12 protein-coding genes and 2 tRNA genes are annotated in these 14,827 nt (G+C 52.5%); 9 read left to right on the top strand and 5 right to left on the bottom strand.

Features of this window, described 5'->3' with window-relative positions:
* Positions 1 to 268: SDR family NAD(P)-dependent oxidoreductase (locus tag LMED105_RS14955; protein WP_008252901.1), on the bottom strand; the 268-nt coding region annotated here is incomplete at its 3' end.
* Complete coding sequence (locus LMED105_RS14960) at positions 265 to 1,791, bottom strand: NAD(P)/FAD-dependent oxidoreductase (protein WP_008252902.1); 1,527 nt, start codon at positions 1,789 to 1,791, stop codon at positions 265 to 267. The genes LMED105_RS14960 and LMED105_RS14955, both read right to left, overlap by 4 nt.
* 180 nt (positions 1,792 to 1,971) lie before the next feature.
* Here LMED105_RS14960 and LMED105_RS14965 point away from each other — a divergent pair, with 180 nt between their 5' ends.
* Positions 1,972 to 3,306, top strand: a complete 1,335-nt coding sequence (locus LMED105_RS14965; RefSeq protein ID WP_008252904.1) for a hypothetical protein — start codon at positions 1,972 to 1,974, stop codon at positions 3,304 to 3,306.
* 85 nt (positions 3,307 to 3,391) lie between these two features.
* Entirely contained in the window at positions 3,392 to 5,260 is a 1,869-nt protein-coding gene (locus LMED105_RS14970; RefSeq protein WP_008252906.1) for a choice-of-anchor I family protein, read from the top strand.
* Positions 5,261 to 5,354: 94 nt separating this feature from the next.
* Here the strand turns inward: LMED105_RS14970 and LMED105_RS14975 are convergent.
* Positions 5,355 to 5,444 (bottom strand) — tRNA-Ser (locus tag LMED105_RS14975).
* Between the two features lie 68 nt (positions 5,445 to 5,512).
* On the opposite strand from LMED105_RS14975, the gene LMED105_RS14980 reads away from it, so the two are divergent.
* From LMED105_RS14980 to LMED105_RS15010, 7 genes are all read left to right on the top strand, one after another.
* The gene (locus LMED105_RS14980; protein WP_008252909.1) at positions 5,513 to 5,926 is read left to right on the top strand and encodes a hypothetical protein; all 414 of its coding nucleotides are present in this window, start codon (positions 5,513 to 5,515) and stop codon (positions 5,924 to 5,926) included.
* Between the two features lie 338 nt (positions 5,927 to 6,264).
* Positions 6,265 to 7,584 carry a CmpA/NrtA family ABC transporter substrate-binding protein gene (locus LMED105_RS14985; RefSeq protein WP_008252911.1) on the top strand — a complete coding sequence of 440 codons (1,320 nt, stop codon included), beginning with the start codon at positions 6,265 to 6,267 and terminating at the stop codon, positions 7,582 to 7,584.
* Between the two features lie 24 nt (positions 7,585 to 7,608).
* On the top strand, positions 7,609 to 8,475 hold the full coding sequence (gene ntrB, locus LMED105_RS14990) for a nitrate ABC transporter permease (RefSeq protein WP_008252912.1): 867 nt from the start codon (positions 7,609 to 7,611) through the stop codon (positions 8,473 to 8,475).
* A gap of 11 nt (positions 8,476 to 8,486) precedes the next feature.
* On the top strand, positions 8,487 to 9,338 hold the full coding sequence (locus LMED105_RS14995) for an ABC transporter ATP-binding protein (protein ID WP_008252915.1): 852 nt from the start codon (positions 8,487 to 8,489) through the stop codon (positions 9,336 to 9,338).
* 186 nt (positions 9,339 to 9,524) lie between these two features.
* A complete protein-coding gene (locus tag LMED105_RS15000; protein WP_008252917.1) occupies positions 9,525 to 10,643 on the top strand; it encodes a TRAP transporter substrate-binding protein in 1,119 nt (372 codons plus the stop codon).
* A gap of 75 nt (positions 10,644 to 10,718) precedes the next feature.
* Positions 10,719 to 11,288, top strand: a complete 570-nt coding sequence (locus LMED105_RS15005; RefSeq protein WP_008252921.1) for a TRAP transporter small permease subunit — start codon at positions 10,719 to 10,721, stop codon at positions 11,286 to 11,288.
* An 11-nt stretch (positions 11,289 to 11,299) separates the two neighbouring features.
* The gene (locus tag LMED105_RS15010) at positions 11,300 to 13,174 is read left to right on the top strand and encodes a TRAP transporter large permease subunit (protein ID WP_008252932.1); all 1,875 of its coding nucleotides are present in this window, start codon (positions 11,300 to 11,302) and stop codon (positions 13,172 to 13,174) included.
* 139 nt (positions 13,175 to 13,313) lie between these two features.
* Here LMED105_RS15010 and LMED105_RS15015 read toward each other — a convergent pair.
* A tRNA-Ser gene (locus LMED105_RS15015) sits at positions 13,314 to 13,403 on the bottom strand.
* 68 nt (positions 13,404 to 13,471) lie between these two features.
* Complete coding sequence (locus LMED105_RS15020; protein WP_008252941.1) at positions 13,472 to 14,818, bottom strand: DUF3422 family protein; 1,347 nt, start codon at positions 14,816 to 14,818, stop codon at positions 13,472 to 13,474.
* Positions 14,819 to 14,827 lie beyond the last annotated feature (9 nt).

Raw genomic sequence — 14,827 nt, forward strand, 5'->3', positions numbered from 1 at the left:
TGATGATCACATGTGCATTGCCCAGCGCTGCTTTCACAGCTTGGGCAAATGCATACACCCCCGCCTTGTTCGACACATCCAGCTTCTCGGCATACACCTGCACGTTGGCCGTTTGCATCACCAGTTTCTCGGTTTCTTTTAAACCTTTCCCGTCGTAATCACAAATTGCAATTTTGCTGCCCAGTTTGGCAAACATCAGTGCATACGAACGCCCCATGCCAGAGGCTGCACCAGTAATTACAACCACTTTGTCTTTGAAATTCTTCATGCTGCGGCCCCTTCTGTGAGCAATTCAGATTGATCGGATTTTGATGACTGCTGTTGCGCCAAAGGTGCCTGTAACACATGGTCGTTCATCTTGAAATTCCTGGCCATGCGTAGGTAGGTGTAACTAAAACCAGGAAACATGGCCACTACATGGCCACTTTTACTTTTGTACCAGCTGGTGCAACCACCGCGCTTCCACACAGTTTTTTCCATCTCGCTGTGGATGTGGGTGGTGTAACGTTCTTCGGCTTGCGGTTTCACTTCAATGGCAGCGGCTTTTTTTGCTTTCACTTCAGCAATGGCTCGCATGATGTAATGCATCTGCGCCTCAATCACAAAAATTGCGCTGGTGTGGCCAATACCGGTGTTTGGGCCGGTCACGATAAACAGGTTAGGAAACTGCGGCACAGTGGTGCCCAAGTAGGCGCGCGGGAATTCATTCCATACATCGGCCAGTTTGGTACCATTCTTGCCCACCACTGGGTAAGAAATAACACCATCGGTGGCATCGTAACCGGTCGAGTACACAATGCAGTCGAGGTCAAGCTGCTCACCACTCAAGGTTTTAATACCGGTCTCGTTAATCTCAGCGATACCGTCGGCTTTGTCGTGCAAGCTGACATTTGGGCGGCAGTACGTTGGGTACAGCGTATTGCTCAAAATAATGCGTTTGCAACCAATCGTGAAATCGGGTGTTACTTTTTTACGCAGCTCGGGATCTTTAATCTGCTTTTTGATGTGGTGCAAAGCCTCGCGCTGAGCAATATTCTTCAGCGCAAAGTCTGAATATTTGAATGCAATCACGCGGCTTTCCAGCCCCCAGTAAATCGCGGCGCGGGCCAGCTTACGAATGGGCTCAACTTTCAGCAAGGCACGCTGCCAAGGCTTAAACACTCGGTCGGGGCGCGGCAGCACCCAATGTGGCGAACGCTGAAACACATGCAAGTGCCCCACTTCAGGCGCGATGGCCGGAATCACCTGTGCCGCACTGGCACCACTGCCAATAATGGCGACGCGTTTGCCTTTGTGGTCGTAATTCTGATCCCAAGCATTGGTGTGAAAAGTTTTGCCCTTGAATGTCTCGCGACCTTTGAAATTTGGAATCACTGGTGTACTCAGTGGGCCAGACGCATTAATCACAAACTGCGCTTTGATCACATCGCCGGTGTGCAAATGCACATGCCAGCGCTGCTCATTTTCATGCCACTCGGTGCGCTGCACATTGCTGTTGGTTCGGGTTTTCTCACGCAGGCCGTGCTTGGTAATGACATGCTCGGTGTATTGCTGAAGCTCCGCACCATCGGCAAACATTTGGCTCCAGTCATAGGGTTCACTTTCGATCGAATACAACAGCGATTGAACATCCACCGCAGCACCTGGGTAGGAGTTCTGGCACCAGGTACCGCCCATGAAGTCGCGACGCTCCAGCATGATGAAATCTTCAATGCCCCGCTTTTTCAAATTAATGGCTGCGCATTGCCCACCAAAACCACTGCCAATGATGACGACTGTGTATTCACTCATGCCTGGAACCTTTTCAGAAAAATTTTGCTTGTGTGAATGTATATCTGACAACAGCCATTGTCAATTACAAATTCACCAATAGAGGGTAGAACCCTCCCCCTAATTGGAGGATTAAAAAATTGGCGGACTAGCAAAATTGACGGATGTTAAACACAAATCCAACAATTCAGGAGCACACCCATGGCCGCACCCCAAGCATTGATCAAGGACCTTGAAGGCGAAGTCAACGTAAGCCGCAACGGTGAAATAGTGGCGGTCAAGGCAGGCGACTACCTAATGCCAGGCGACGAAGTAGTGACTGGTGCCAATGGACGTTTGGCACTTGAATTTCCGGGAAGCGATGGGCAAATTCCAGCCGCAGGTGTGATGACCGCCAATGGCAAATTGACTCTAGGTGAGCAGACAGGTAGCAACGGTCAACAACAAATCGTGGTGCTTGAAGACGGCGAATGTTTCGAGTTCACCACTGAACTGGCTGAGAATTCAGCAGCAGCCGAAGGTGGAGCAGTAGCAGGATTGTTTGGTGCAGGCCTTTTGGGCGCTGGCAGTGGCGGCCTGGCCGGTGCAGGCGCAGTGGCCGCTGGTGCGTTTTTGGCGGGTGGTTCTGGCGACTCTGGCAGCAGCGATACTGGAACGGGCACAAGCACAGGCACAAGCAACGCTGGCGGGGGCGGCTTGGGCAGCATCGGTGTGGGCGAGTTTTCTTCTCAGGACAGCCCACAAAGCCTGGAAGAATTTGCAACTGAAAACCTGACCCAGGACAACTTGCAACAAAGCATTCTTCAGCCAATTCAGGATGCTGTGCAAAACAGCCAAAACAACCCGGAATCGACTCCTGACAATATTGCTACGGCGGTTGAACAAACCGGTTTGGGTGTGCTTGACAACGTTCACGACGCATTGGTTGCCACCACCGGCGAGGGAACACCGCAGGCCGACCTGGTACAGCAACTGGTGGATGGTGTGAACCAAACACTGCTGGGCGAGCCACTAAGCCCGATTACCAACCCGCTTTCAGAGGCAGTGAATACCGACCTTGGCCTGGACACCCTGATTTCTGCACTACCGAATATAGACCCCACAGATGGTGGCTTGGTCACCAGTGTGGTTGATCTGGCCGATGGAATTACTCAACCCGTCAGCGAACAAGTGGAGCCCTATGATCAATTGCTGCAAGGCTTAAGGGACGTGGCTGTTGAAATCGACAATGTTCTTGAAAGCACATTGAGTCAAATGAATACTGAAGTTCCTGACCTGGGCGACTTAGGCGGCGACACTCCCGCCCTGCCCGCCGAAGTGGAGGGTGGACTGGCCGACTTGGTCGACGGTATTTTAGGCGGAGCAGACACCTTGCAATCCGCACTTGAGGGAGCGGGCAGCGGTTCAGGCTTGCCTGAAATTCCGGAAGGCGATTTGCTGGGCACACTGAGCAGTGGTATCTCGTCGGGTGCAGATGCTCTGGGCGGCGAATTGGGCGGTTTGCCCGGATTGCCTACCGATGGACTGCCCGGTTAATCCACAACTCACTTAATATTTGTCATCAAGGTTTCATCTTGAATCAATAGGCTCGGTCGTTTTATAGCGATTCGAGCCTATTTTCATGACGAAGACAAAAATTCAACTGTTCGCACTCAGTGCAATTGCAGCGGCTACTCTGGTTGCCTGCGGCGGCGACGGCAGCACCCCCAGCACCACCGCACCTTCCGAGGCCACACCGGCCAGCCTGACACTGGAGAAAATCGGTGGATTTTCGACCAATCAGTTTGACGTCAGCGCAGCTGAAATTCCAGCTTACGACCCAGCGAGCCAACGCTTGTTCATGGTAAATGCCCTGGCCGGTGCAGTGGATGTATTTGATTTGTCCGACCCCGAAAACCCAACCTTGATCGACACGCTCGACACCAATGATGTGCTTGCAGGCTCCGTCGTTAACAGCGTTGCAGTAGCCAACGGTATTGTGGCTGTGGCGATTGAAGCACCGGTCAAAACCAATCTGGGTCGCACGGCTCTGTACCGCGCCAGCGATTTGACTTTGCTCAGTTCGCGTACTGTGGGAGCACAACCCGACATGATCACCTTCACACCCGACGGCAACACTGTGCTGACCGCCAATGAAGGGGAACCCAGCGACAACTATCAAATTGACCCGGAAGGCAGCATCAGTGTGATCGATGTACGGGACCCCCGTGCACCGATTGTTCGTACAGCCAGCTTTAGTGCCTTCACGGGCCAGGAAGCGAGTCTGCGTGCCCAAGGCATTCGAATCTATGGTCCAGGTGCATCTGCATCACAAGACTTCGAGCCCGAGTACATTGCGGTGTCCGCTGACGGCAAAACTGCTTTTGTAACCCTTCAAGAGAACAACGCAATTGCCAAAGTCGATATTGCAACTGCAACTGTGACCGACGTTTTTCCCCTTGGGGAAAAAGACCACGGTGCGATCGGCAATGAATTCGATGCATCAGACACCGATGGCGACACCATCAATATTCGAAACTGGGCCGGTGTCGCAGGGCTTTACCTGCCCGACGCCATGGCTTCTTACACGGCTGCTGACGGCAAAACTTACTTGGTCACGGCCAATGAAGGTGATGCTCGCACATGGGGTGAAGACAATCCAGCCTATTTTGCGGGTGACGCAAGCCAAGGCTTTGTTGAAGAATTCCGGATGAAACACCTGGTGAACCGAAACGGTTGGGCTGGTCGTTTGAATGATGACCTGCCTGCTCAACTCGACGATCTGGCCAACGGTGGCCTGCTGAACCCCACAGTGTTTGCGTACTGTGGCGCAGTGGCCGGCAACCCGAACGCCTGTCGGGCTGATGATCAACTTGGTCGATTGAATGTGACATGGACTATGGGCTATCGCACCGACGCCAACGGGGCACCCATTCTGTTTAACAGCACCGGTGTCGAAGACCCCGCAGGTGATCGCCTGATGTACGACAAACTGTATTCCTTCGGCGCACGTTCATTCTCGATTTTTGATGAAGACGGTGCGCTGGTTTTCGACTCTGGTTCTGAAATTGAACGTTTCCTGGCGAGTGACGATTGCAAAGTGGGCAGCACCCGCAACCTGAACTGCAAGGATTTTTTCAATTCGGGCCATGATGAAGGCAATGCGCTGGATAGCCGAAGCGATGCCAAAGGACCGGAACCAGAAGGTGTGGCAGTGGGCAAAATTGGAGACAAAACTTTTGCTTTTATCGGCCTGGAGCGAATGGGCGGTATTCTGGTTTATGACATCACCAACCCGGCTGCTCCCGTGCGTGTCGATTATTACAACACTCGCGACAACTGGACAAACGACCCTTCAGACCCCGCTGTATTGCCAACTGCTGGCGACCTAGGACCCGAGGGACTGGTATTCATTCCTGCCAAGGATTCTCCAACTGGTGAACCCTTGTTGGTGGTGGGCAATGAAGTGAGCGGTAGTACTGCGGTGATGCGGGTCAATTTGAGCTTCTAAGCTTCTTGCAACACGCCACACCTGCGTGCCGCTTCACGCGTCACTGGGTGTGTCGATAGTCAACAAAAAGCCCCTTGCGGGGCTTTTTGTTTTTTGGCGGAGAAGGAGGGATTCGAACCCTCGAAGAGGTTGCCCCCTTACCTGATTTCGAGTCAGGCCGATTCAGCCGCTCTCGCACTTCTCCATGGGGCGCAAGTATATAGTATTCGGGTAGTATCCAAAAACACTCAAAACAACAAACGGAGACAACTTTTGAACAGCACAGCACACAACCGGTTTATTTTTCTGGGTTTTATCGCCGCCGGCTTTACCAATATTTTCGGCATGTTGGCCGCCAGCGAATTTTTCACCAACTCAGCCTTTCATGAATTGTCGCCCGAAGTTTTTTCTCCCTTTGGCACTTTCATGGTGATGGTGTGGGGTTTGGCTTATCTGTCTGTGGCCAAACAAGCGCATCAACTGCCTGCAATCTGTTTTGTATTCGCTTTCGAGAAGGCAATCTACGTGTACACCTGGGTCATCTGGATTAGCAGTAAATCGGACATGCTGCCCATCATCCGTGAAGAAACACCACTGCTCGCCCTGTTTTACTCCGGCTATGGCCTCATCGATTTGGCATACGCCCTCTTTTTTGCGTGGGTAGGTATTCGCGCACTTCAAAAATAAGCACCGAAACGTAGACATCAAACCGGTGCATGCACCACATACATCCTGACCGGCGCACTGATTTATTTGGTGCGCCGCACCAAACTCGCTCCACGCACCAAAATTAGCGCGAAATCTCGCACTGATTTCACTCAATTTCACACCTGTGCACTTCTTTTTTGCATGGCACACAAACTGCTAAGTGTGTTGTAAGACCTATGCCAACGAAGGACAGGGTCAAATGCTTTTCAGTAATGAAGTAAAGAAGTACCGGACAACGGCGTCCATCCCAAACTTGCTGGGCAGGTGTGGTGATGTGCGCCGTTTTTTCTTGGCTTGAATTTTCGAGGACGCACACCATGAGCAACAAACCCACTGACAAAAAACCAGAATTGTCGGAAACACGTCGCACCTTCATCAAACAATCCGCCGCGGTGTGGGGCTCTACCCTGCTGGCTGGTTTTGGCGCACCGTCTATCGTGATGGCGCAATCCACCAAGATCGAAACCACCAAAGCAAAACTGGGTTTCATTGCGCTTACAGATGCAGCACCGCTGTTCGTGGGTATTGAGAAAGGGTTTTTCAAAAAACACGGCATGCCCGATGTGGAAGTACTCAAGCAATCATCCTGGGGCACCACCCGCGATAATCTCGTGCTGGGCTCTGCCAACGGTGGTATCGATGGCGCCCACATTCTGACGCCCATGCCCTACCTGATCAGCACTGGCGCCATGACTGCCAACAATATTCCCACACCCATGTACATTCTTTCCCGCCTTAACCTGGGCGGCCAGTGCATTTCAGTGGGCGAAGAATACAAGGCATTGAAAGTGGGTACTGACACCCGCGAATTCAAAAAAGCATTGATGGCCAAGAAAGGCGGCGGCAAAGCAGTCAGCGCTGCCATGACATTCCCGGGTGGTACTCACGATTTGTGGATCCGCTACTGGATGGCGGCTGGCGGAATTGATCCCAACAACGACCTGTCGACCATCGTTGTTCCGCCCGCGCAAATGGTGGCCAATATGAAGGTAGGCAGCATGGACACATTCTGTGTGTGCGAACCCTGGAACAAGCAATTGATCAGCCAGAAAATTGGCTACACCGCACTCACGACCAGTGAGCTTTGGCAAAACCACCCCGAGAAAGCGCTGGGTATGCGCAAAGACTGGGTAGATGCCAACCCGAATGCAGCCAAAGCACTGGTCATGGCTGTGATGGAAGCGCAAATGTTCTGCGAAGAACCCGCCAACCGCGAGGAAGTCGCCCGCATCTGTTCGCAGCGCCGCTGGATCAACGCACCCATGACCGACATTGTCGATCGCATGAAAGGCGATTTCGACTACGGCACAGGCCGTGTGGTCACCAACAGCCCCCAACAAATGCGCTACTGGAAGGATCAGGCCTCCTACCCCTTCCAAAGCCACGACTTGTGGTTCCTGACCGAGAACCAGCGCTGGGGTTACCTGCCAAGCAAACTGGACACCAGCAGCCTGATCAAGCAGGTGAACCGCGAAGACATCTGGCGCCAGGCGGCAAGCACTTTGAAGATCGACAAATCTGCCATCCCCGCCGGTACTTCGCGCGGTGTTGAAAAAATGTTCGACGGCAAAGTATTCGACCCCAAGAACCCCAAGGCGTACCTCGACAGTTTGGCCATTAAAGCCATGAAGGCCTGAGTATTTTATTAAAGGATTCAAATCATGATGACCACTGACTCTTTAGAACGTTTGCAAACCGCCCACAAGGTGAAAAGCAAGCCATTCATTGAAACTGCAGCTTTCAAGCAAGTCAAAGAAAGCCTGGGCAAGCTGGTTCCGCCCGTCGTAGTCATGACCATTTTGTTGCTGATCTGGGAAATCCTGTGCAGCACCGAAGGTGCACGACTGCCGGCGCCCAGCAAAGTGATCACCGACACTTGGGAGTTGATCATCAATCCGCTGTATGACAATGGCGGCAACGATGTGGGCATGGCCTGGCAAATACTGGCCAGCCTTGAACGAGTCGCGATTGGCTACAGCCTGGCAGTGGTGGTGGGCGTTGCGCTCGGTGTGTTGGTGGGTCAGTCCACCTGGGCCCTGCGTGGTTTGGATCCTTTGTTTCAGGTACTGCGCACCGTGCCCCCGCTGGCGTGGTTGCCTCTGTCGCTGGCGGGTTTTCAGGATGGAAACCCGTCTGCGATTTTCGTGATCTTCATCACGGCCATTTGGCCGATCATCATCAACACTTCAGTGGGCATTCGCAACATTCCCGAAGATTACCGAAACGTGTCACGCGTCATTCAGCACAACGGCATTGAGTACTTCTGGAAGATCATGCTGCCTGCCGCTGCGCCCTATATTTTCTCGGGCCTTCGTATTGGTGTGGGCCTTAGCTGGTTGGCCATTGTTGCCGCTGAAATGTTGATTGGTGGTGTGGGCATTGGCTTCTTTATCTGGGACGCCTGGAACAGCTCGCTGATCAGCGACATTGTTCTGGCACTGGTCTACGTGGGCATCGTCGGTTTCATTCTCGACCGTTGCGTGGCCTGGGTGGGCAACAAAATTACACGCGGTACATCTGCAGGTTAAGGAGTAATAACATGAGCGATCGTTTCCTGAGTATTTCCCAAGTGCAAATGCGTTTTGAGCGCAATGGCATCGTGAACCCGGTGTTGAAAGACATCAACCTGGAAGTGAACCGTGGCGAATATATTTCCCTGATCGGCCACTCGGGTTGTGGAAAGTCCACCGTGCTGAACATCATTGCGGGTTTGCTGACCGCCAGCGAGGGTGTCGTGATTGTCGACAATCGCGAAGTGAACTCACCAGGCCCTGACCGTGCGCTGGTGTTTCAAAACCATTCCCTGCTGCCCTGGCTCACCGTGTATCAGAACGTTGAAATTGCAGTTGAAAAAATCTTCAAAGGCAAAAAAAGCAAAACTGAGCAACGAGAATGGATTCTGCACAACCTTGACATGGTGAACATGAGCCATGCACTGGATCGCCTGCCCTCCGAAATTTCAGGCGGTATGAAGCAGCGCGTGGGTATTGCCCGTGCCCTGGCCATGGAACCCAAGGTGTTGCTGCTGGATGAACCTTTCGGCGCACTGGACGCACTCACCCGCGCCCATCTGCAAGATGAAGTCATGCGCATTCAAAACGAGTTGAAAAACACGGTGGTGATGATTACGCACGACGTAGACGAAGCAGTGTTGTTGTCCGATCGTATTGTGATGATGACCAACGGCCCTTCAGCCACCATTGGTCAAATTCTGGACATCGACTTGCCCCGCCCCCGTGACCGCTTGGCCCTGGCCGACGACCCCACCTACAACCACTACCGGCATGAAGTGCTCAGCTTCCTGCACGAGAAACAGCGCAAGGTCGAAGCCATCGATAAACACAGGCAGGTGAAAGCCAAAACAGATTCAAAGGTAAGCGCAAGCGCATAAACACCATTTAACTCGACCAGAAAACCGCCAGTTTTGCGACTGGCGGTTTTTTTTCGACCCTAGGGAAAGTACCGATAGGTAAGGGTTTGCTCCTATTTAGTTAGCCTTTGTACGCCATCACAATGCAGGTTCGAAAAGTAAAACCAAAAACAACAGTCGAAAGCTAAATCAATTTAAGGAGGCAAAATGACTGACTCAGTGAACAACCAAAAGCGCCGCGATTTTATCAAAGGCACATCAGTGGCTGCAGTAGGTGCAGGCGCCATGGCGTTCCCCATGATTTCCACTGCTCAAACAGTGAACATGCGCTTCCAGAGCACATGGCCCCAGAAAGACATTTTCCACGAATATGCAGTTGACTTTGCTGACAAAGTAAACAGCATGACCGGCGGTCGCCTGAAAATTGAAGTACTGCCAGCTGGTTCAGTGGTAAAAGCTTTCGACTTGCTGGATGCGGTGAACAAGGGCACACTGGACGGTGGTCACGGCGTGATCGCTTACTGGTACGGCAAGAACGCAGCGGTAGCGCTGTGGGGTTCAGGCCCTTCTTTCGGCATGGACGCAAACATGCTGCTGGCATGGCACAAGTACGGCGGCGGTAAAGAGCTGCAGGAAGAAATCTACAAAGAACTGAACATGGACGTGGTGTCCTTCATGACTGGCCCAATGCCAACTCAGCCACTGGGCTGGTTCAAAAAGCCAGTGACCAAGGCTGAAGACCTGAAAGGTCTGAAGTTCCGTACCGTTGGCCTGTCTGTAGACATGTTCACGAAAATGGGTGTTGCAGTTAACGCCCTACCCGGTGGCGAAATCGTTCCAGCGATGGACCGTGGCCTGCTGGATGCAGCTGAATTCAACAATGCATCTTCAGATCGCCTGTTGGGCTTCCCAGACGTATCCAAAGTTTGCATGTTGCAGTCATTCCACCAGTCTTCCGAACAGTTTGAAGTCATGTTCAACAAGACCAAGTACAACAAACTGCCAGCAGAAATCAAAGCGATCATCGCCAACGCTGCTGAAGCTGCTTCTGCCGACATGAGCTGGAAGGCAATTGACCGTTATTCCAAAGACTACGCTGAAATGCAAAGCAAAGACGGTGTGAAGTTCTTCAAAACACCTGACAGCATTTTGAAAGCTCAGCTGGCTGCGTGGGATGCGGTGACCAAAGAAAAGGCCGCCTCAAACCCAATGTTCAAGAAAGTACTTGATTCGCAGCGTGCATTTGCCGCACGTGCAGCCAAGTGGCAAGCCGACACATCCGTCGACTTCAAGATGGCACAAGCGTTCTACGCACAAAAGAAGTAATTTGCTCCACACCAAAAAGCCAGCACCTGCACAACGGGTGTTGGCTTTTTTTTAACCGAACCCGAGGTTCACCCCATGTTAGCTTTCCTTCATTTGGTCGACAAAATTTCCACCAAGATCGGTCACCTGTTTGCCTGGACCATCGTGTTGTTGACCGGAATTATCGTGTACGAAGTGTTCACGCGGTACGTGCTGAACAGCCCCAACCCTTGGGTATTCGACGCATCCTATATTCTCTACGGCATCCTGTTCATGATGGCAGGGGCTTATACATTGGCCACCAACGGCCATGTGCGCGGAGACATTCTGTACGGCTTTCTTGAGCCCAGAACACAAGCCATTCTCGACCTGATTCTATATTTCGTTTTCTTCTTCCCCGGCATCATCGCATTGACCTACGCAGGTTACACATTCGCTGACGAAGCCTGGGCCATCAAGGAAATGTCATCCATCACCGCCGATGGTCCGCCCATTTACCCGTTCAAGGCCTTCATCCCACTGGCCGGTTTCTTTTTGCTGCTGCAAGGCGTTGTGGAAGTAATCCGCTGCATCATGTGCATCAAGGATGGCGCATGGCCCAAGCGTGAAGACGACGTGGAAGAAGTGGATGTAGAGAAGTTGAAAGCCTCTCTCGGCAAGAATTAACAGGAATCATCATGAAGAAAGAACTATATTTTGGTATTGCCATCATGGCGATGATCCTGATCGGGGTCTCCATTGCAATGCCTGCGCCATCGGAAATGACAGACGGCCACTTGGGCCTGCTGATGCTCTCGCTGGTTGTTGTGGCCATCATGCTGGGCTTTCCAACCGCTTTTACCCTGATGGGCATGGGCGTAATTTTCACCTACTTCGCTTACGACGGGAACATACAGAAAACGCTCGACCTGATGGTTCAGTCCACCTACAAGGTGATGACCAACGACGTGCTGATTTCCGTTCCCCTGTTCGTATTCATGGGTTACCTGGTTGAACGCGCAAACCTGATCGAGAAACTGTTCAAATCGTTACACCTTGCCATGGCCCGTTTGCCTGGCGCTTTGGGCGTTGCAACGCTGGTAACCTGCGCAATTTTCGCGACTGCGACCGGTATTGTGGGTGCGGTAGTTACCTTGATGGGTCTGCTGGCCATGCCAAGCATGCTGAAAGCGGGTTACGACACCAAAATGGCTGCTGGTGCAATTACCGCAGGCGGCTGTTTGGGTATTTTGATTCCACCTTCAGTGCTGTTGATCGTGTACGGCGCAACGGCCGGTGTTTCAGTAGTTCAGTTGTACGCTGGTGCGCTGTTTCCTGGTTTGATGCTGACAAGCATGTACATCGCCTACATCATCATCCGCGCGAAAATCAACCCAAAATGTGCGCCCCCTCTGTCTGAGGAAGAACGCCGTGTGCCGCTAAGCCCTGTACTTGATTCGTTGAAGCGCACTTACGGTAGCAGCCGTGCAGTGTCTGCCTTGGTGAATGGCTTGAAAGGGCGTCGTGAAGGCAACCTGACCGGTGGTCAAGTCGCTGGCCAGTTGTTTGTTGCGATGATCCCCGCAATTTTTGCTGCCTTCATTTTGGGCTTGGTGTATTCATCACTGACTGCTCCCAAAGAAGCTGCATTTGACACCTCAGGCTTGGTGAGTTTTGGTTCCGGTTACGAAAGCTCCGGCAGCAGCAACTATGACTTTGGTCTGGAAGAGCCTGCTGGCGCCGAAACCACCGAAGCTGCGGCAGCGCCTGCAGTGGAAGAACCTGTGGCAAAAGAAGCTGCTGCTGAAGCTGAATCAACTCCTGCACCAACAACCTTCTGGATTTGGTTAATGGCGATTGTGGCTGTATTGGGATACTACTATTCACGCCTCAGCTTTGAGCGCCTGGAAGTATTCAAAATGCTGCTGACCTCATTCTTCCCACTGGCGATTTTGATCGGCGCTGTGTTGGGCAGTATCGTGATGGGCTTGGCCACACCTTCGGAAGCAGCCGCATTGGGCGCTTTCGGTGGCTTGTTGCTTGCTGCCGGCTATCGTCAACTCAGCTTTCCTGTGCTGCGAGAATCCGCCTTCCTGACTTCAAAAACCACCGCCATGGTGTGCTGGTTGTTCGTGGGTTCGTCCATTTTCTCTGCTGCATTCGCACTGCTGGGTGGGCAAGAACTGGTTGAAACATGGGTGCTTTCTTTGGGCCTGACCCCCATTGAATTCCTGCTGCTGTCACAAGTGATTATTTTCTTGTTGGGTTGGCCTTTGGAATGGACCGAAATCATCGTGATTTTCATGCCCATTTTCATCCCGCTGCTGCCCTACTTTGATGTAGATCCACTGTTCTTCGGTTTGCTAGTCGCACTGAATTTGCAAACCGCCTTCCTGTCTCCACCTGTGGCCATGGCAGCGTTCTACCTGAAAGGCGTATCGCCACCCGGAGTCACGCTGAACCAGATTTTCATGGGCATGATTCCTTTCATGTTTATTCAAATCTTTGCCATGTTCGTGCTGTATGTATTCCCACAAATCGGCATGTGGTTGCCAAGCGTGCTTTACAGATAATTAGATGTTGGGTATCTCCAAATGCAAAAAACCGCCCTCGAGGCGGTTTTTTGTTGTTCATTTCATGATCCGTTCGTCCGAATCGACTCACAGGTCGCAACAACAAAAAACCCGCCACAAGGGCGGGTTTTGATGTTTTTGGCGGAAGCTGTGAGATTCGAACTCACGGAGGGCTCGCACCCTCGCCGGTTTTCAAGACCGGTGCATTCAACCGCTCTGCCAAGCTTCCGAGCCCGCAATTATAACCACAAACCCCATAGTTTGGAAACCTCTTGGGGCAATATTTCCGAATAATACTTAACCCTTCAAACCCATGCGCTTTTTCATGGCTTGCATGCTGACATAGGCCAGCACCGCGATGGTTGGAATGGCCACGGCAATGGCCAAGTCGGGTGAAACAGGCACACCCACGGCTTTCAGCCCCTTGGCCAGGTAACCCACCAAACTGGCGCCGTAATAAGAAATAGCAACAATCGACAAGCCCTCTACGGTTTCCTGCAAACGCAACTGAACCTTGGCACGCTTGTCCATACTGGTCAGTAGTCGCTGGTTCTGGCTTTCGCGCTCAATTTCAACGCGCGTGCGCAGTAGTTGGGTGACCCGTGAAATACGGGCGGCCAATTCGTCTTGCCGGCGTGCAGTCCAGGTGCAGGTTTTCATGGCAGGACCCAAGCGGCGGTCCATGAATTCACCAAACGTTTGCATGCCCACCATGGGAATTTCTTTCAACTCGGCAATGCGTTTTTTAACCAGGTCGGTGTACGCTTCAGCTGCGGTAAAACGTACCCGGTTCTCGGCGCTTAACTGCTCCACGCGCGCAGCCAGGTCGGTCAGCTGGCTCAACAACTTTCGATCCAGCTCCACATCCTCGCTGGTCACTTCGGCCAGGTCTTCGGTTTTGCTGGTTTCGGCCATTTCAGTGGCCAGCTTCACCAAGCGGTCTTCATAAGACGAAAGCTTCGGCAATGTAGCACGCGCCACCGGAAAGCTGAGCAAGGCCATCATGCGGTAAGTTTCCATCTCGATGGTGCGCTGAACCACCCTGCCCAATTGTCGCGATCCCATTTTCAAATTGCAAATCAAAATGCGACTTGCACCTCGGTCTGCAATTCGAAGATCGGAAAACACCTGCCCCGCGCCATTGGCAATCATGCCGCCAATGAGGGTGTTGCCATCAAAATAACCGGCCACGCTACGCGGTTCTCGGGGGGTGTCCGTTTTTTGAACAAACAGCTCAATGGCCACCAACATCACGCCTGGCAGAGCAGCCATCCAACTGGGGGGCAAACGGCGTGTTACCGGGCGATCAAACACAATCGCATGATCAGCCCGCTCAAAGAAGGTCAATGTAATGAATTCATTGTGGCGCTCCAGCCGCAGGCGCAAGGCAGATTCACCGCCGCACAGGCTAAGGCTTACCTGGGGTGCAGCCAGCTCGTCATCGGAAACTGGTTTGCATCCGCAATAGTCCACCAGTGCTTGCAGTTGCGCCACGATCTCAGGCGTCACATCTCCTTGCACCAGCAAAGCGATATGAAACACCCTTTCCTGTGGCCACAAGGCCTCAGTGGGGCGGGAATGAACTTCATCGTTGAGTGCATACCGCAACGGATATGGCTGGGGCAGCAAATTGCTTTTGTTCATGGCGAAATG

It is taken from the genome of Limnobacter sp. MED105 (assembly GCF_000170915.1).
Lineage (GTDB): Bacteria > Pseudomonadota > Gammaproteobacteria > Burkholderiales > Burkholderiaceae_B > Limnobacter.